16 protein-coding genes and 1 riboswitch are annotated in these 18,097 nt (G+C 42.8%); of the genes, 1 reads left to right on the top strand and 15 read right to left on the bottom strand.

Annotated elements, in window-relative coordinates:
- Positions 1 to 9 precede the first annotated feature (9 nt).
- From MHH23_RS02650 to MHH23_RS02630, 5 genes are all read right to left on the bottom strand, one after another.
- Complete coding sequence (locus MHH23_RS02650) at positions 10 to 642, bottom strand: GTP pyrophosphokinase (RefSeq protein WP_007497867.1); 633 nt, start codon at positions 640 to 642, stop codon at positions 10 to 12.
- 93 nt (positions 643 to 735) lie between these two features.
- Positions 736 to 1,749 carry an ABC transporter permease gene (locus MHH23_RS02645; protein ID WP_017368303.1) on the bottom strand — a complete coding sequence of 338 codons (1,014 nt, stop codon included), beginning with the start codon at positions 1,747 to 1,749 and terminating at the stop codon, positions 736 to 738.
- Positions 1,746 to 3,242 carry a sugar ABC transporter ATP-binding protein gene (locus tag MHH23_RS02640; RefSeq protein WP_340958838.1) on the bottom strand — a complete coding sequence of 499 codons (1,497 nt, stop codon included), beginning with the start codon at positions 3,240 to 3,242 and terminating at the stop codon, positions 1,746 to 1,748. The genes MHH23_RS02645 and MHH23_RS02640 overlap by 4 nt, the downstream gene beginning before the upstream one ends.
- A gap of 72 nt (positions 3,243 to 3,314) precedes the next feature.
- Positions 3,315 to 4,433, bottom strand: coding sequence for a sugar ABC transporter substrate-binding protein (locus tag MHH23_RS02635; RefSeq protein ID WP_340958837.1), 1,119 nt, complete (start codon positions 4,431 to 4,433; stop codon positions 3,315 to 3,317).
- A gap of 172 nt (positions 4,434 to 4,605) precedes the next feature.
- A riboswitch (SAM riboswitch) is annotated at positions 4,606 to 4,715 on the bottom strand.
- A gap of 117 nt (positions 4,716 to 4,832) precedes the next feature.
- A complete protein-coding gene (locus MHH23_RS02630) occupies positions 4,833 to 6,260 on the bottom strand; it encodes a right-handed parallel beta-helix repeat-containing protein (RefSeq protein ID WP_193803926.1) in 1,428 nt (475 codons plus the stop codon).
- Positions 6,261 to 6,619: 359 nt separating this feature from the next.
- Here MHH23_RS02630 and MHH23_RS02625 point away from each other — a divergent pair, with 359 nt between their 5' ends.
- Positions 6,620 to 7,711 carry a branched-chain amino acid aminotransferase gene (locus MHH23_RS02625; RefSeq protein ID WP_008345553.1) on the top strand — a complete coding sequence of 364 codons (1,092 nt, stop codon included), beginning with the start codon at positions 6,620 to 6,622 and terminating at the stop codon, positions 7,709 to 7,711.
- A gap of 324 nt (positions 7,712 to 8,035) precedes the next feature.
- On the opposite strand, the gene MHH23_RS02620 is transcribed toward MHH23_RS02625, so the two are convergent.
- From MHH23_RS02620 to gdhA, 10 genes are all read right to left on the bottom strand, one after another.
- Positions 8,036 to 8,434, bottom strand: coding sequence for a hypothetical protein (locus MHH23_RS02620; RefSeq protein WP_268430378.1), 399 nt, complete (start codon positions 8,432 to 8,434; stop codon positions 8,036 to 8,038).
- A 117-nt stretch (positions 8,435 to 8,551) separates the two neighbouring features.
- Complete coding sequence (locus MHH23_RS02615; RefSeq protein WP_007497885.1) at positions 8,552 to 9,880, bottom strand: 6-phospho-beta-glucosidase; 1,329 nt, start codon at positions 9,878 to 9,880, stop codon at positions 8,552 to 8,554.
- Positions 9,877 to 10,203: a PTS lactose/cellobiose transporter subunit IIA gene (locus MHH23_RS02610; RefSeq protein ID WP_008345561.1), complete on the bottom strand. Its 327-nt coding sequence runs from the start codon at positions 10,201 to 10,203 to the stop codon at positions 9,877 to 9,879. Before MHH23_RS02610 ends, MHH23_RS02615 begins: the two co-directional genes overlap by 4 nt.
- A 26-nt stretch (positions 10,204 to 10,229) precedes the next feature.
- The gene (celB, locus tag MHH23_RS02605; protein WP_007497888.1) at positions 10,230 to 11,579 is read right to left on the bottom strand and encodes a PTS cellobiose transporter subunit IIC; all 1,350 of its coding nucleotides are present in this window, start codon (positions 11,577 to 11,579) and stop codon (positions 10,230 to 10,232) included.
- Between the two features lie 14 nt (positions 11,580 to 11,593).
- On the bottom strand, positions 11,594 to 11,899 hold the full coding sequence (locus MHH23_RS02600) for a PTS sugar transporter subunit IIB (protein ID WP_007497889.1): 306 nt from the start codon (positions 11,897 to 11,899) through the stop codon (positions 11,594 to 11,596).
- A gap of 121 nt (positions 11,900 to 12,020) precedes the next feature.
- On the bottom strand, positions 12,021 to 13,964 hold the full coding sequence (locus MHH23_RS02595) for a BglG family transcription antiterminator (RefSeq protein ID WP_340958834.1): 1,944 nt from the start codon (positions 13,962 to 13,964) through the stop codon (positions 12,021 to 12,023).
- A gap of 242 nt (positions 13,965 to 14,206) precedes the next feature.
- Positions 14,207 to 14,821, bottom strand: a complete 615-nt coding sequence (locus MHH23_RS02590; protein ID WP_340958832.1) for a class F sortase — start codon at positions 14,819 to 14,821, stop codon at positions 14,207 to 14,209.
- A 69-nt stretch (positions 14,822 to 14,890) separates the two neighbouring features.
- Positions 14,891 to 16,273: a hypothetical protein gene (locus MHH23_RS02585; protein ID WP_019743488.1), complete on the bottom strand. Its 1,383-nt coding sequence runs from the start codon at positions 16,271 to 16,273 to the stop codon at positions 14,891 to 14,893.
- Positions 16,274 to 16,384: 111 nt separating this feature from the next.
- Positions 16,385 to 16,498, bottom strand: a complete 114-nt coding sequence (locus tag MHH23_RS02580) for a hypothetical protein (protein WP_008345567.1) — start codon at positions 16,496 to 16,498, stop codon at positions 16,385 to 16,387.
- Positions 16,499 to 16,581: 83 nt separating this feature from the next.
- Entirely contained in the window at positions 16,582 to 17,952 is a 1,371-nt protein-coding gene (gdhA, locus tag MHH23_RS02575; RefSeq protein ID WP_008345568.1) for an NADP-specific glutamate dehydrogenase, read from the bottom strand.
- Between the last annotated feature and the right edge of the window lie 145 nt (positions 17,953 to 18,097).

Raw genomic sequence — 18,097 nt, 5'->3', positions numbered from 1 at the left:
TTTTATTGGTTAATCAATTTCTCGTTTGATATTTTGCATTTTTTCATCTAAGTAGTGAGCGATATCTGCCGCTTCCTTTAGTTCATCGGTGAGCTGATGAGGAACATCGTTTTGCAGTTTATAATAGATTTTATGTTCGAGACTCGCCCAGAAATCCATCGCAATGGTCCGCACCTGAATTTCAACCTTCACATGCTCCACACGATTCGTTAAGTAAACAGGAATCTCAACAATTAAATGAAGACTTCGATAGCCATTTGGTTTCGGATGCTGAATGTAATCCTTCACTTCAAGGATCTTTAAATCCTCTCTTTGCCTCAAAACATCAATAATGTTATAGATATCTTGAATAAACGAACAAATGATACGGACACCAGCGATATCATGTATGTACTCCTTGGCACATTGTGTGGTGATGTCACATCCTTTTCTCGCTAGTTTATTCACGATGCTTTCAAAGGATTTGATCCGTGATTTTGTATGCTCTATTGGGTTGTGTCCATGGATTAAATTATATTCCTGACTAATAATCGAAAACTTTGTATCCATTTCATCTAATGCAAATTTATATACTAATAATTCATTTTTCCAGTCTTCCATGACACTTTTCAAATCTTCTACATGAGTTGCTGACATATTCATTCTTTTTGTCATCTCCTTTTGGCAAACAGCTGTTACACTGCTTTCCGTTTACTAGACGGAGAGAGGACGCAAATGGTTTTAAAAAAATACATCTTAGCCACGCTGTTTGTAATAAGTCAGCGCGAGTGCCAGTGCAAGCACAGATCCTTTCACGATATCCATTGCATAATACGGGACAGACATCATCACAAGTCCATTTTGCAAAATACCGATGAGTACCGCACCAATAAACGTGCCGAATGCGTTTGGTTTACCTGCTCCCATGACTGAAAAACCGATAAAAGCAGCAGCTACTCCATCCATTAAATATGGCGTTCCTGCGTTAATTTCTGCTGTCATCACCCTTGATGCCAGCACGATACCACCGATCGCCGCAAATAAAGCAGACAACAGATATGCTGCGATTTTGTATTTGTTCACATGAATACCAGATAATCGAGCGGCTTCTTTATTTCCACCAATGATATACATCAATCGCCCATGCTTTGTGTAAGTCATAAAAACATGGGCAAAAAGCACAATGGCCGCCATAATCAAAATGATATAGGGGACCTGCCCAATCTTGCTGAAAAAGGCAGGGATGGTGCCAGTTGAAAAAGTGCCATCAGGCAGCACCATATTTTCAGAAATGGTCGCACCTTTCGTATAGGTTTGTGCGAGCCCTTGAATGATAAACATCATGGCTAGTGTCATGAGCATATCTGGAATCTTCATTTTGACAATCATCCAAGCATTCAGCAAACCGACAATAAGAGAAGCCGCCAGCGCAGAAAGGATCGCAATGAGTGGGTTTTGCGAGAACCATACAAACATGGAGATCACAATTGCATTTGATAACGTAGCAACTGAGCCTACAGATAAATCAAAGCCGTTCACTGCTAGGGAGATCGTCAGCCCTACCGCAATGATGGTTACAATCGAGATCGATCGTAAAATATTGATGATATTTCCTGACTGTAAAAATGCCGGATTGGCTGCCGCAAAGACAACAATCAATACGACAATCGTTAAGATGGTGCCATATTGATAAAAGAAATCAAACAGATGAAAGGATGGCCGCTGTTTCTTGATTTGTTGAACTGGGGCTGAAACTTGTCGTTCACTCATGATTGTCCTCCTGTTGAATGATATAAAAGCTCTTCTTCAGTCATTGGTGCCGTCATTTCCCGGGCAATGCTGCCATCATATAAGACGTATACTCGGTCGGCAATTCCTGCAATTTCTGAAAGCTCACTAGAAGCATAAATAACCGCTTTTCCTCTTGCAGCTAGTTCTGCAATGAGGGAGAAAATGTCCTTTTTTGCTCCAACGTCTACACCTTTGGTTGGTTCATCAAAGAGATAGACATCCGCCTCAGCCAACAGCCATTTTCCAATCGCAATCTTTTGCTGATTTCCACCAGATAGATGCTTCACCTTCGCTTCAAGAGAAGGTGTCTTGACGCCAAGCCGCTTGACGATTCCATCTGCTGCCTTCCGTTCCTTAGAACGATGTAAGAAGCTGAACGGCCGTGTAAACGAACGTAGACTTGCAGCTGTTACGTTCCATCCAACAGTTTCTTCTGTTAGAATCCCTTCTTTTCTCCGTTCCTCAGGCACAAGGGCAATACCCGCTCTCACAGCGTGATGAGGCGACTTGATATGAATGGTTTGACCATGCAGCTGCACAGTGCCTGATTTTTTTTCTGAGGCGCCGAATAGGGCTTTGCACAATTCTGTTTTACCAGCACCGACTAGTCCTGCAATCCCGAGAATTTCTCCTTTTTTCACATGAAGATGAATGTTGTTTAATTTATGTTGGTCATGCAACTCTTTCACATCAAGCACAATCGGTGCATCCTCAAGCGTTGTACGAGATGGGAATTGATCCTCTAATGGCGCGCCAAGCATTTCTTCAATGACCTGCTTTGGATTGGTTTCTTTAATGAGGTGCGCCGCCACATCAGTTCCATTCTTCATCACAGTCAGTTCATCACAGATGTTGAAAATCTCCGGCATGCGATGCGAGATAAAAATGATGCCTGTGCCGTTCTTTTTCAATTGATGAATCATTGAGAATAACTTGCTTGTTTCTGCATGACTAAGTGGAGCGGTTGGTTCATCTAAAATTAAAATGCTGCATTTGATCGACACAGCCTTGGCAATGAGCACCATTTGTTTTTCTGCCAGTGTCAAATCACTCACAAGACGCTTCGTTGAGATGTCAATGTCCATCTCTTGTAACAGCTGTGCTGCCTTGCGGTGAATCTCTTTCCAACGGACGAATGGTTTTTTCTCCATTTCATGAATCATCATATTTTCGCCAACACTTAAATAAGGCACGAGAGCTGTATCCACTTCTTGATGGACGGTCTGCACACCGTATGAGGCCGCATCCTTCGGTGTATGAATGGTCGCCGCCTCGCCATTGATGTGGATGGTTCCTTCAAAATGTGAATGAGCACCAGAGAGAACTTTCATTAACGTTGACTTCCCAGCGCCGTTCGCCCCAATCAGGGCATGGACTGTGCCTTTTTTTAATGTGAAATTTGCTTGATCTAACGCTTTGACTCCTGGGAATTCAATCGAAATGTTTTTCATATGAACAAGCGGCGTTGTCATAGGTGTCCTCCTCCTCTCCTGATCGTCAATTGAAAAACGAAACACCCTCTATGAAAAGAGAGTGCACGTTGTTTATTTTGCATAATGCTTCTTCAAGGTCTTCATCCAGTCTTCTTCAAAAGCAGTCGATGATCCGAATCCTTTTACTTCATCTGCAAGATTGACCATATTGATGGCCTTTCCTGCATCCTGAAGCTGCTTTTGTGAAATGAGAGAGGCCTCAAGGTCATAGGAAGATGGCGTTTTCTCGCCAGCTAGTTTCTTCGCAAGAATCCTTACGTCGATTGCGCCAATGAGCTTCGGATCGACAGCGGCAGTGTACTTCCAAGGACTGTCTTTCGCAGTCATTTCTTGCAGATCGGCATTAGACACATCAATACCGTATATTTTCACTTCGGTTCTTCCTGCTTCTTTTAAAGCTCTTGCGGCACCAATCGCAAATGCATCCCACGTGGCAAAAATCGCATCCAGTTTACCCTTTGGATATTTATTTAGCATAGCCGCAACCGCATTTTGTGTTTGAACTGATGTATCAGAGGCCGCAACGCCAAATCGGTCAAGTTCCTTGATTCCTGTATGCTGTTTGAGCGTTTCTTGGTACACCTTGTTTCGTCTCACCATTGGAGGGAATCCGTCTACCCAAAGATACGCAATATTTGCTTTTCCTTTAAAATCAGCCACGAGTGCATCTAATGATTTTTTCGCTAATTGCTCGTCATCTTGAGACGTCACTGTGACCCCTTTGATGTCCTTCAGCTTCGGATTTGAATCAAACGCCACAACTGGAATGCCTTTCGCTGTGATCTTCTTCACATCATCGACTGTCGCCTCATCATCCCCATGAGAGATGATAAAGCCATCATAGTTTTCTTCTAGTGCTTGAGAAATAGCATCATGAAACTTCGCCGTATCACCATTTGCCGTGTAGACATCTACTGTAAAGCCTAGCGCTTCACCTTCTGCCTTCGTTCCTGCTAAAAACTGAGCAGTATGATCGTCCCCGCCAATTTTACGGATCACTTTAATTTTTGCTCCCTGTCCTTTTGCAAATCGCTTCGGGACATTGTCAAAGGAGACCTTTTCGTTTGCATTAGCCTTTGAGCCTGCGCTTGATCCCGTACCGCAACCAGATAATAGCACGGTCAGGACCGTCAATAATACAAGAGATGATGTCCAATATTTACGTTTCATTGCTGTTCCTCCTCAAGTTGTTTTATTTTTCACATCGGAAAACTAGGTAAAGAAGTGGAAATATGCCTGTGAACCCAGTCTTTTGATTCTAAAAAAAGAGATCAAAAAAGCCTCTCTTGATAAAGAGAGGCTTGATCACCGTTGCATGAAACATGTATCGGGAAGTCTTCCTCTCTTATCTGTCAAAGCTGTAACAGCTTTGCAGGAATTAGCACCAATTTCTTAAATAGAAACGGTTGCTGGGCGTCATAGGGCCAGTCCCTCTGCCTCTCTTGATAAGAGATCCGTTATGAAATTTGTTTTAGTTGAAATGTCTTCTTTACTTTAATGTGATGTCTCATCAATGTCAATGACTTTTTTGAAAATTTCTAAAATGATCATTTGCACCGAATACCTTGTTTAACTGCCGATGATTTTCTTAGCAGGTGATGATGCCTTAAGACGGAAATCATATTTTTTCTCATTCACAAATTGGGGATTAAGGTGTGCTGATCCTTTATCTTGACCGCTTTTCGAGCGATACGTTTTGTAGCCTTCCAGCCATTTCCCGCGCCATACCCACTGTGAGGCTTTTGCACCTTTGCGGTCATCGTAGACATTCTTTTGGAATGTATTCTTCTTGTTCACTTCGTAGAGATTCACGACTAAGTAATGCGAAGCACTGGCTGTCATGATATTATTCGTGATTCGATTGTTCACCGATTGATATTGCATGAGCAATTGACCGCCTTCTAAGCCGGCTGTGTCATTTTTGTACAAAATGTTATGGGAGATGGTCGTGTTTGTGGTTCCGCCCCGCTTCTTGTCATAGCCGCCAATGGAGATGCCTGTATAACGATTTAAATATACTTGATTGTGCTCAATGCGAATGCGTTCGGCCATCTTCCCTTTATGTTCACTTGTGACCTCAATCCCAAGGTCATTATGATGGCTGATGTTATGATCAATCACGATGTCTTTCCCGCCATCCACATAGATTCCTCCTGCGGAGATGTCCTTGCCGTACGCTGGATTCCCAACACTCGTAATCTCATAAACTTTGTTTCTAGATACGACACCATTTCGCACTTGATCATACTTTTTAGAAGGTGCGACATTCTCAAAACCAATTAAATCAATCCCGATATTGTCCGTATGCCGGACTGTATTATGTGTCACGCGGAATTTTTTCACGTTTCCGTTTAGCACAAGGGCTTCACTAAAACCTAGCTTTAACTTTTCCACAGTGTTTCCTTTGATTTCGATGTCTTCAATGGCTGCAGGTGCTTTCGTTCCATAGACCGCAATGCCATGAGCATTCCCATTTTGATGTGTCGTCTGAATGTCGTACACACGGTTGTTAAGCAGTTTGACGCCTTTGCCGTTTCCTGTGATGAATATACCGATGGGTGTCACATCTTCTTGATTCGTTTTAATATGACCGACTGTCAAACCTTTCAGGGTGATATAGCTTTTTTGGTCAAGCTTCACGAGACCTCCGTCTGCTTGATTTCCTTTAAGAGATGCTCCGCTAATGACAGGTTTCTCTTTTCCATACGCTTGAAAAACAACTGGTGCTTTCTTTGTTCCAGAATGGCGGACAATCAATCTCTCTTTGTATGTACCGCCTCTCATATAAACTGTTGTCCCAGCTTTCGCGATACTTGCCGCTTTTTTCAGCGTACGGAAAGGCTTTTGCTTTGTCCCTGGATGTTTGTCGTTCCCATTTGCTGCGACGTAATAGGCAGTACCTTGCTTCGCACCAGCCTCCTCCGTCATCGCTTGACAGCCAAAACTAATGGCGGTCATCAATAAAATCAATAAGGCGCCTGATATCATTCGTTTCATCTCGTTGTTTGCTCCCTTCCACTCTCTTCTACCTTTATCGGTTAAAAAAAAGAGGATTAAAATATGGCAATGCCCCTTGCAATGTACTAGTCAAAAGGTGTATGGTTGAAAGAATATCTTACAGGAAAACAAGTTGTTTTTAAATTGTCAGATTAATCAGTTAATAATGAAATTGGATTTTATTTCTAAGGGAAAACTTCAGTAAAACCACGACAGAGAGGAGGAAAGCGCTTTAACAGATTTTTCTTGTCTGAATTCCAGAAAACCTATTGCTAATATTTTGTGAAGGTATAGAATAGAATCATAATTATTTCATATTATTAGAATTTTCAAATAATCAAACAGCAAGGAGATTTACGATGCCAAAACAACCCATCCGCGTTGAACTTAGTTCAACAAAAAAACCAAAACCTCAATCTGATCAACTTGAATTCGGAAAAATCTTCACAGACCACATGTTTGTGATGGATTATTCAATTGATAAAGGCTGGTATGATCCGAGAATTATCCCTTATCAGGCGATTCCAATGGATCCAGCTTCTATGGTTTATCATTATGGCCAATCCGTTTTTGAAGGCTTGAAGGCGTATGTGTCTGAGGATCAAAAGATTCTTTTATTCCGTCCCGAAAAAAATATGGAACGCTTAAACAGATCAAACGACCGCCTATGTATCCCGCAAATTGATACAGAAACGGTTTTAGAAGGCTTAAATGAACTCATTCGCATTGATAAGGATTGGGTACCTGATGCAGAGGGCACTTCTTTGTATATTCGTCCATTCATTATTTCTACTGAGCCCTATTTAGGTGTTGCACCGTCAAGTACCTATAAGCTGATCATCATTTTATCTCCAGTAGGTTCTTATTATAAAGAGGGCATCCATCCGGTCAAAATTGCGGTGGAAAACGAATTTGTCCGTGCTGTTAAAGGTGGAACAGGAAATGCCAAAACAGCTGGAAACTATGCATCAAGCCTGAAAGCACAGCAAGTTGCTGAAACGAAAGGATTTTCACAAGTCCTGTGGCTTGATGGCATCGAGAAAAAGTATATTGAAGAAGTCGGTAGTATGAATATCTTCTTTAAAATCAACGGAGAAATCGTGACGCCTGAACTGAACGGCAGCATTTTAGAAGGGATCACACGGAATTCTGTGCTTGAGCTATTAAAGCATTGGGAAATCCCTGTGACAGAACGTAAAATTTCAATTGATGAGTTAATCGAAGCACATCAGTCAGGTGAACTTGAAGAAATCTTCGGGACAGGAACGGCAGCCGTCATTTCTCCTGTCGGTGAATTAATTTATCACGATCAGCCATACGTCATTCAAAATGGTCAAACAGGCGAAGTATCGAAGAAATTGTACGAAGCGATTACTGGAATCCAAAAAGGAACTCAGCCAGATATCTTCGGCTGGACAGTAGAAGTCGATTCGGTCGTCAAGCAGGCATAAGCAAGCGAAAGAACCTTTCATTTGATGAAGGGTTCTTTTTTTGTTTCTTTATCTCCTTCTCTACCTCATAATGGAAAATATGGATCTATTCCACGCTTAAGGAGTGATGGTATGTTTTTTACTTATTTACTAGCGTTCTTTGGGATTTGCATCGGATCGATCATCATCGCTACAGGTTTCGATGATTCACCGTTCTTCACCCGTTTTCTATTTAAGTTTCTCGGAATTTCTATCTTTGTTCTTTCCATTACTTTTGTAAAAGTGAGGCGAAAGAGGTTACGCAACAAAAAGGCGAAAAAGACTTAGATGTCAGTCAGCCTTCAATCAAATCGTGCACCAAAACAAGACCGATATCCCCACAATGGCCCCTGTATATATCCACTGTTTCCCTTTGATACTCCGCTTTCTCTCGATCAGTAAAAAGATCTCTGGTAAAAAGACGATGATGATTTCTAGGATAAAAACAAGATGATAAACTGGCGGCATCGGCTGGAAATCAAAGTCTCTTTCATCTCCACCGATGGTTGCGAAATACATTAACAGATTGGTTACTGGAATGGTAAAACAAACGAGCAAGCGGAGAACATACATCCACACATCCTGTCTATGCCGAATCAGACCAATAAATGAAGCGATAATTCCATACAAAAACAAAACCACTGTGCCGTAACTAAGTAGAGGTTGAACGATAAAGCCGTAAAGCATTAAACCAATTGCCACCATATTCTAACCGTCCTTTCTTTGAAGCAGTACATGTTGTTTTTTCTATCATACACTGCTTTCTCCGGTTTCCATATGAAAAAATCATAAAAAACGACCCCATAAAGGGGCCATTTTATTTTACGCATTCACTGATTTGAAGAACTGCGGTAAATATTCGCGGTGCGCTTCAAGCATTTCATCTAAGATTTGCTTTGCAATTTCGTCAGATGGAACGAGTGGATTGATGGTCATGGCGACAAGAGCCGTCTCGTAATCTCCTGTCACAGCTGCTTCAGCTGCCACACGCTCGAAAGACTTGATTTGTTGAACGAGTCCTCTCACAGCCACAGGCAGATCACCTGTCGCGATTGGTTTTGGTCCGTCCTTTGTAATGATACAGTTCACTTCAACCGCTGATTCGGCCGGAATGCTGGCAATCGCTCCTCTGTTCACTGTATTTACCGGTTGAATGTCATGTTTATCATTATAGATGGAGCTGATCAAATTACATGCTGCATCGCTGTAATAAGCCCCGCCTCTTTTTTCGAGCTGCGGCGGTTTAATCGATAAATCTGGGTCTTTATATAACTCAAATAGTTCATGCTCGACTTGCTGCACAACCTCTGCTCTTGTTCCTTTTTCTTGAGCCGCTTTTTGTTCTTCCTCCAGCATATCTTTCGTTTTATAGTAATAACGATGATACGGACATGGAATGACCCCTAAGCCTTTGACGAAAGAAGGCTCCCAGTTTTTCGCTTCAATATTCCTCATGGACCACTGGCTATTTGGATTTCCTAATTCATCGAGCACTTGATCCATAATGCTGACCCCGTCTAAATACACATCTAAGCCATAGACCATGTGATTGAGGCCTGCAAATTGTACTTCAATGCGTTCGACATCGACATCCAGCGCTTTTGCAATGCCCATTTTGATTCCAATCGGCACATTGCATAGACCGACCACTTTTTTCAGATTCGTGTAGCGTAACACCGCCTCTGTGACCATGCCTGCTGGATTTGTAAAGTTCACCAGCCAGGCATCTGGGCAAAGCTCTTCCATATCCTTCACGATGTCTAGAATGACTGGAATGGTGCGTAGACCTTTAAATAACCCGCCTGGACCATTCGTTTCCTGTCCAATGACGCCATATTTAAGCGGGATTCTTTCATCCTTGGCTCTGGCTTCGAGCAGTCCTACACGAAATTGTGTCGTGACAAAGTCCGCATCTTTCAGAGCTGCCCGGCGATCAAGAGTGAGGTGCACTTCAATCGGCAAACCTGCTTTTTCGACCATACGTTTTGCAAGGGCACCTACGATGTTCAACTTTTCCTGACCCGCTTCAATATCCACAAGCCATAATTCCTTTACAGGCAATTCTTGATATCGTTTAATAAACCCTTCGACGAGCTCAGGCGTATAGCTTGATCCACCGCCTATTGTGACAATTTTGATTCCGTCTTTCATGAATTGACACCTCCGAATTGCTTCATTTTTTCATGAAGCTCAATGATTTCAGCTGCAAGCTCCTTGACGGTCATTGCGTTCATCAGATGATCCTGTGCATGAATCATCAAGAGACTGACGTCGGTTTTCTCTCCTCTGATTTCTCCTTGGATCAGCTCTGTCTGTGCGTGATGCGCCTCATTTAACGCGTCTTGTGCTTCCTGCAATTTTTGCTTCGCCTCATCAAAATTGCCTTGCTTTGCACATGTAATGGCCTCCATGGCCGAGCTTCTGCCATTACCACCGTGCAAGATGAGTTGAAACACAATTTGTTCCATTTCCATCGGCCGCATCCCCCTTGTTCCCTCTATTACATGCTGACGACATTTTCATCTGTTGATGCTTTTGCTTCAAGCTCATTTTCTTCTTTCAATTTCTGCTTATCCCACATTCTAAAGAATGGATAGTATAGCGCAAATGACAAGGCAAGGTTAATCAGCTGCATGACCGCACCAGAGATTTTCCCGCCTGTTGCGAGATAGCCTGAAATGATTGGCGGCATTGTCCACGGGACAGCGATCCCTGCCGGTTTTGCTACAAGTCCTGTGCTCATTCCGATATATGTGGTGATGATCATCATAATTGGGGTAAGGATAAACGGAATGAGAAGCATTGGGTTCATCACAATCGGCATTCCAAAAATGATCGGTTCGTTGATGTTAAAGATGGCTGGCCCAATCGCAAGACGGCCAAGCTGTTTCATTTGTTTACTTCTCGCACGCAAGATCATGGTCAGTACCAAAGCAAGCGTCGCACCGCTTCCGCCGACATTGATAAAGATTTCAAAGAACTGCGCTGTGAAAATATTCGGCAGCACTTCTCCTGCTTGGAAGGCAAGACGGTTTTCATCCATCGCACCGAGCCAAATCGGACCCATGACTCCACCGACAATGGTGGCTCCGTGAATACCACATGCCCAGAGGAGCATTTGCACACCGATGGCAACGATACTTCCGCCTAAGCTTCCACCAAGAATGGATAGTGGTGTGCCGATTAAGACCGTAATGATATTATGAATACTCTCAAAAGGTGTCATCTCAATCAGAAGCCTAGCGACCCAGATCAGCGTGATGACCACAAAACCTGGAATAAGTGCGATAAACGATTTACTAACTGCTGGCGGTACACCATCAGGCATTTTGATGACGATATTCCGCTGTACAATAAAGCGGTAAATTTCGGTGGAAAGCATGGCAATAATCATGGCAACGAATAGCCCTTTACTGCCCATCAGTGTGACGGGAATACCGCCATTCACTAGGATAGCTTCTGTTGATCCTTCAGGTGTGAACGGTACTTGATAAGGTGTGGCTAGGAGGAAAGCTGCGACAGCAATTGCACCAGATGACAGTGCATCGACTGCATACTTTTCAGCTAACCTGTACGCGATCCCAAAGGTCGCAACAAGTGCCATAATGTCAAAGGTGGCATTCACAGGATAGGATAGTTTCGTGGCCCATTCGGCTCCGAAGACACTTGCCATAAAATCGCTGTATCCTGGAATCGGAAGGTTGGCTAAAATAAGAAACAGTGAACCGACGATAATGAGAGGCATGGTTAAAACGATTCCGTCACGCAATGCTTGTAAATGTCTTTGAGCGGCAATCTTTCCTGCAAACGGCATAACCTTCTCTTCTAGAAATCGGTTGAATCCATTCATCCCTTCCGCCCCCTTTATCCGTTCACTAACTGTTCAGCAGATTTTAAAACCTCAGCACCATTACATACGCCATAATGCACGGTATTAATCACGTCTACTGGAATTCCTTTGTCTTCTCCGAGTTTTTTCATTTGCGGTAATAAATAACGAACTTGAGGTCCTAATAAAAGCACATCGGCTTGATCAATATGATTTTTTGCAGCATCTCCAGATACTGCCCAAATACGATAGTCTTTTCCTTGTTCTTGTGCACTTTTCTCCATTTTTGTGACAAGTAAGCTTGTTGACATACCTGCTGCACAAACTAATAAAATGTTCATTGTAAACGCCCCCTTTTTGAAGTATGAAGCTTTTCTTTACACATTCATCATATTATGAAACCGCTTTCATAAACACCCATACTTTTTCCTTTAGGAAGCGGAAAAAGTTAATATCACACCATTAGTTCTTGTACGAAGGCGCTTTTTTATCCATGACATCCAGCATGTCTTCAAAGGTGTCACAGGTGATGAGGTGCTGAATAAATTTCACATGATGGACAAGCTCTCCAAGCAGACGGTACATGCCTTTTAAGTCTTTGGCATTCTCTTTTTCGACACAAAGCAAGCACACAAATTGAACTTTTTTCTCTCCCCAAATAATCGGTTTTTCTAATGTACAGATCGCCCAAAACGTCTCTTCTGTCAGCGGGGTCATCGGATGCGGAATTGCTGTATAATGCCCAAATGAAGTCGGTGCAGACTCTTCTCTTTCCATCACAGATTGTGTAAGTTCTGCTGGCGCTAAGCCCATGTCAATGACCTTTTGCGTGAGAAAGTGTATGACCTCTTCCTTTGTTTGAAAGCCACGTTTTGTAAAGACCAATTCCTTTTTCATATATTGCGTAGCTAATGTCACTCTTGTTTCACTTGTCAAAGCTTCTTCTATTTTTAAAAAATCACTGCCTCCTAAAATCGTGTTCACTTGAATGACCGGAATCGGTAAATCCATATGAATAGGAATGGTCGAAATAATTAAATCCAATGCATGTAAAGAGACATGCGGAAGGGAATAAAGCTCTGCTGTTCCTAAAATGGTCAGCTTCGACCCAAATTGTGACCGCAAACGATCTTGAAGTAGCCTTGCACTCCCTGCACCAGACGCACAGACAATCAGGCATCGCTTCGGTGGTATCTCCATTTTCCTGCGCTCTAAGGCCGCACCAAAATGAAGTGCCATATAGCCGATCTCATTTTCATGAATGGACAAACCTGTCTCTTCTTCAATGATTCTGCTCGCCACAATCCCTGCTTCAAAGGCAATTGGATAGCCCGCTTTGATCTCATCAAGCATTGGATTTCTTAAATTCATTCCATACTTACACCGATTGATCGCCGGCTTTAAGTGCAAACTGAGGCCAATCAGCAATTCCGCATCTCCCGCTAAATCCAGCTGCAATTTTTGATCAATGGCTTTCAGCATCAGCTGAACAAGACGGCTCGTGTCATCATCCACAATTTGTTTTTGACCGCCCGTTGAAAAAGACTGTACCATTTTGGCTGTTCCTAGCAAATGAATGGCGATATAAACGATTTCCTCTTGTGGAAATGAGACATCCAGCAGCCCTTCAAGACGCTCAACCATTTTTTTGGCTACCTTGTATTCTTTTGCCCTTGGGATTTCGTTGATTTCTTCAGGCAGCACAGATACATAGTTTCCGTGTCTAATCCGTTTACAGGCAATAGCAATATGAACAATTAAATTATTCATGCAAATGTCTGATAGATTCATTTTTTCCTCGTTGATATAATCAATCATGGTTCTCTGAATCAATTCCAGCTCATGTTTTGGCAAAATCGTAACCGCCGTGTTCAGCATTGTTTGATAGGAACGCCGTTCATTGAATAAATATTCTGACATGCAATAACGGATTTTCATCTCAGATCCTTTGATCCGGCAGCCTTTATTCGGCTTTGCTTCCAGCTTCAGATCAAAGGGTTCGAGCTTACGTTTGACCCATTTCATGTCATTACTCATCGTCGATTTACTAATAAACAGCTGCTCCTGTAAGTCTTCCAGCTTCACATATGATTCCGCTAGAAGCAGCTTTTTCAAAATAAATCGAACTCGTTCTTCTGGAAGAATAGCAAGCGGTTCTTCCTGTTCGACTTCTTCCTTCATAAAACGGCGAAAGGCATTCTCATCGTTGATCAACAGCTCATAGCCAGCGCCTCTAACAGCTGATACAGCTGCTTGATAAGGGGCTAGACGCTCATTCAGTTCCTTGATGTCTGTTCGGATGGTGCGGCTTGTCACTTGTAAACTGACAGAAAGCGCAGCGCTCGTGAGAGGAGTCTCAGCTGCCATCAGCTGACTTAAAATGTGCGCCAGTCTTTTACTCAGCATTAGGTCGGCCTCCTTCATTTAGGGTGGAGAATCTGCCTTGTTTGGACAGGTTGTATACGCTTACAGTTCTCTTCATTACTCATATTCTACTGAAAAGAAATAAAAATTGCCAACTCATTTATATGACAAACGCCCCTATTTATACAACCAACCATATCTAATGACCTATGAATCTTCTTCTAAGATGCTGTTGTCGAAATCATGAAAAAAAGGCGTTACACCTCCGTGTATCCGCCTTTTTCTTATGAGGAAATCAGTTGTGTAAAGACAACCAATCTTTTTTCATGTGTACCGGCTGCATGATCAAAAGTTCCCGTACATGTGATGAAATTGAGATTCCGTGTAAAGGCGTACCCGAAAAAAGCATTTGGTTTCTCTTCGCGCGGATAGCTTTTCACCTTGAGAACCTCAAAGGTTCGCTTTTCCCCTGACGAGGATGTCACAATGACTTTGTCTCCCTTTTTTAGCTCCTTTAGTCGATAAAAAACAGCTGGACCCCATTTATTATCAACATGACCATTTATGACAGCATTCCCTTTATCACCGGGCTTCGGACCATCTTCAAACCAAGCTGTGTGATCTGAATTTTGCGGAACACCCATACTGCCATCCTTTGATAAAGTCGTTTTCTCCACTTTTGCTTGGACATCAATCGCTGGAATGGAAATTTCAGCGGGAACAATACCCGATGGCTCATCTTTTAACGTGTCGTGTGAATGAGATGGATTCTTGGCTTGTTTTGCTGTCATTGGCTCAGGAGATGATGCAGTTTCAGAGGATGACTTTTCATCTATTGATTGGGATGCGCAGCCCGTGATGATGAAAAGCGTCAGAATTCCAAACAGCCATCTTTTCACGCAAGTCGACCTCCTTTTGAAGAAAGGAACGGCACGATTGTGCACGTTCCCTCTTGTCTTGATGCCTGCTTAATTTGATGGTTTACGGCGAATGAGGAAGAACGCCCCCACTGCACCTCCGGCTAAGATGAGACTTGCCATCATCCCAGCAAATGCTTCATATGACATACCTAATGGACCGGCTGTGCCTCCCATACCTGTTTTCGGCATCTCATTTGGCATGTTGGATTTGAACATGTCAGGATGCTGATCGACAATAGCTGATGCGACATCTTGACCAACCATGAACATATGGCCGTATGCTTCTCTGACAGTCGGGTACAGCTGATCATATTCACCATGATGATAAGACGTGTACGTTTTGATGAGCTCATCAATATGCGTTTTCAACCCAGCTTCTAAGTCAGCCGCCTTCAATCGGCCATCTGTCGCTTGATCTAAAAATTTTGCTTGTTTCATACGGTAAGCATCTAAATCTTTGACAGCCTTTTCTTTTGCTTGCTCGTCTCCTGATGCATCCGCTTTAACATAATCAACTAAATATCCGATATGACTTGACCAGATCGTTTTAAATTGTTTTCCTGCATCTTTTCCATAAACAGAAGCGATCGCATCTGATAAATCATTTGTATTTTCATTTAAGGCTGCTGCCGCTTGGTCAAAGTCCTTGCTGCCATCATTCCCTTTTTGCATAGCCACTACCGCGAGTGCCAAATGCTCTGAGAACAAGTAGTTTAAATCCTCACGAAGATCTGCCGCTGGAGTATCGACTGATTTTTGATCAAATTTCCCAGGAAATTGATCTGTAATCGCCCATGATACACCTTTACCTACTTCAAACATATGATGAATGGATTTTCTGACCGTTTCATAGGTTGTATCAAAATCCTTTTCTGTGTAACTGTCAAAAGCTTTTAGCAGTTCATTGACGTGCATCTTTAACCCTTCTTCAAGTTCACTTGCTTTCAATCTTCCACCTGTTGCTTTATCAAGCATATCAGCTTGTTTCATGCGGTATTGATCAAGCTCTTTGACCGCTTTCTTTTTACCTGCTTCATCTTTTTTCGCTGTCGCTTGTACATAATCAACGAAGTAGCCGATATGGCTTGACCAAATCTCTTTGAATTGTTTCCCTGCTTTTTTTCCATACACAGAGGCGATCGCATCTGATAGATCATTCGTGTTTTCATTTAACGCTGCGGCTGCTTGATCAAAATCTTTACTGCCGTCAATTCCCTTTTGCATCGTGATCACTGCTAAATAAGCATGCTCTGAGAAGAGCTGATCAAGCGCTGCGCGAAGATCCGTTGCTTTATTTGACACCTCTTGTGATGATGACGACTTTTTTGCATCCCCATGCATATGTCCTTCGTGTGCACTTGCCATTTGAGCAGTTGGTAATAATAATGCTGCACTAAGCGGGATCGTTAAAAATGCTTTTTTCATTTTCATCTGTTTTGCCTCCTCTTTCCGTTTGTTATGTACTTAACGGAGAGAGAAGTGATATGGATCATTCACACAGCATATTTTTTTGTTTCATTCATTTCATAAAAAAAAGCCGGATTACCCGGCTGATACGTTACGACTCTTGGATGCTTTTCGTTCTTTATATATTTTCCTCACCACTGGATAAATCACTGGTGCCCATTTGACAATTTGTTTCAGCCACTTTTTCATTTTCTCCCGCGCCTCCTTATTGTCATTCTTACAAGACGATTCCCGGTCTTGTCATGAAATAAACAGGTGCGGGAGAGCAGGAGTTAAATGACGCCTTGTGCGATCATGGCATCTGCCACTTTGCGAAATCCTGCAATATTTGCGCCTACCATTAAGTTTCCAGCGTATCCGTATTCTTCAGCTGTCTCAGTACACTGACGATAAATCGACTGCATCATTTGTTTCAACTGACCATCTACTTCTTCAAAAGTCCAAGACATTCTCGCACTGTTTTGCGCCATTTCTAACGCCGAAACACCCACTCCCCCTGCATTTGCTGCTTTTGCTGGTGCAAACAAAATATCATGTTGTTCAAATACTTTGACGGCCTCAAGTGTGGACGGCATATTGGCCCCTTCTCCTACAGCGATGACACCGTTTGCCACTAGCTGCTGTGCTTGCGACTCTGAAATTTCATTTTGGGTCGCACATGGCAGCGCAATGTCACAAGGGAGAGACCAAATTTGTTCGCAATCTTCAATCAATTCAGCATGCGGGTGAATATCTATGTAGGCACTAATTCGCTGGTTATCGACTTCCTTCAGCTGCTTCACTGTCTCAAGTGAAATGCCTTGAGGGTCGTAAATGGCTCCGCTTGAATCACTACAAGCCACAACCTTTCCGCCTAATTCCAATACTTTTTCCATCGCATAAATCGATACATTTCCTGACCCAGACACAACAACAGATCGTCCTTCAAATTGCATTCCGTGGGCTTTTAACATTTCTTCCATAAAGTACACCAGTCCATAGCCGGTCGCTTCTTTTCTTGCTAAACTGCCTCCGAAGCCAGGGCTCTTTCCTGTCAGGACACCTGCTTCATACGCACCACGCATTTTTTTGTACTGGCCGAACATATAGCCGATTTCGCGTGCGCCTACCCCAATATCTCCTGCCGGCACATCTTGATCAGGTCCAATATAACGACTGAGTTCACTCATAAAGCTTTGAACAAAGCGCATGATTTCTCCATCAGATTTCCCTTTAGGGTCAAAATCTGATCCACCTTTTCCTCCGCCGATCGGCAAACCTGTCAGTGCGTTTTTAAAGATTTGTTCAAATCCTAAAAACTTGATGATGCTGGCATTGACCGATGGGTGGAAACGAATGCCCCCCTTATAAGGACCGATGGCACTATTAAATTGAACCCTGAATCCTCTGTTCACCTGTACTTTGCCTTCATCGTCTACCCACGGTACACGAAACATCACAAGCCGCTCAGGCTCAATTAAGCGTTCTAAGATCCCCTGTTTTTCATACTCTGGGTGTTTTGCAAAAACCGGGACGAGGGATTCCAGAATTTCTTTCACGGCTTGCTGGAATTCCGCCTCGCCTGGATTCCGTTTTTCTACATCCTCTAGCACACGGTGGATGTAGCTTTGTGCTGTTTGTGCTGCTCGATCTAAGGTCAACATGTCTCATCTGCCTCCTTGTCAATATCTCACTCTTTGGTTGTTAGATTTTCTAACGCATATTGAGATTAATTTAACACCATTTGTAAAAACTGATCAATATTGATAACAGATGAAAACGATGCCGAAATGAGATAGATCAAGCAGA

It is taken from the genome of Bacillus sp. FSL K6-3458 (assembly GCF_038005045.1).
Taxonomy (GTDB): Bacteria; Bacillota; Bacilli; order Bacillales; family Bacillaceae; genus Bacillus; species Bacillus altitudinis.
The sequence above is the reverse complement of the archived record's forward strand: the minus strand, read 5'-3'. Positions and strand labels throughout refer to the sequence as shown.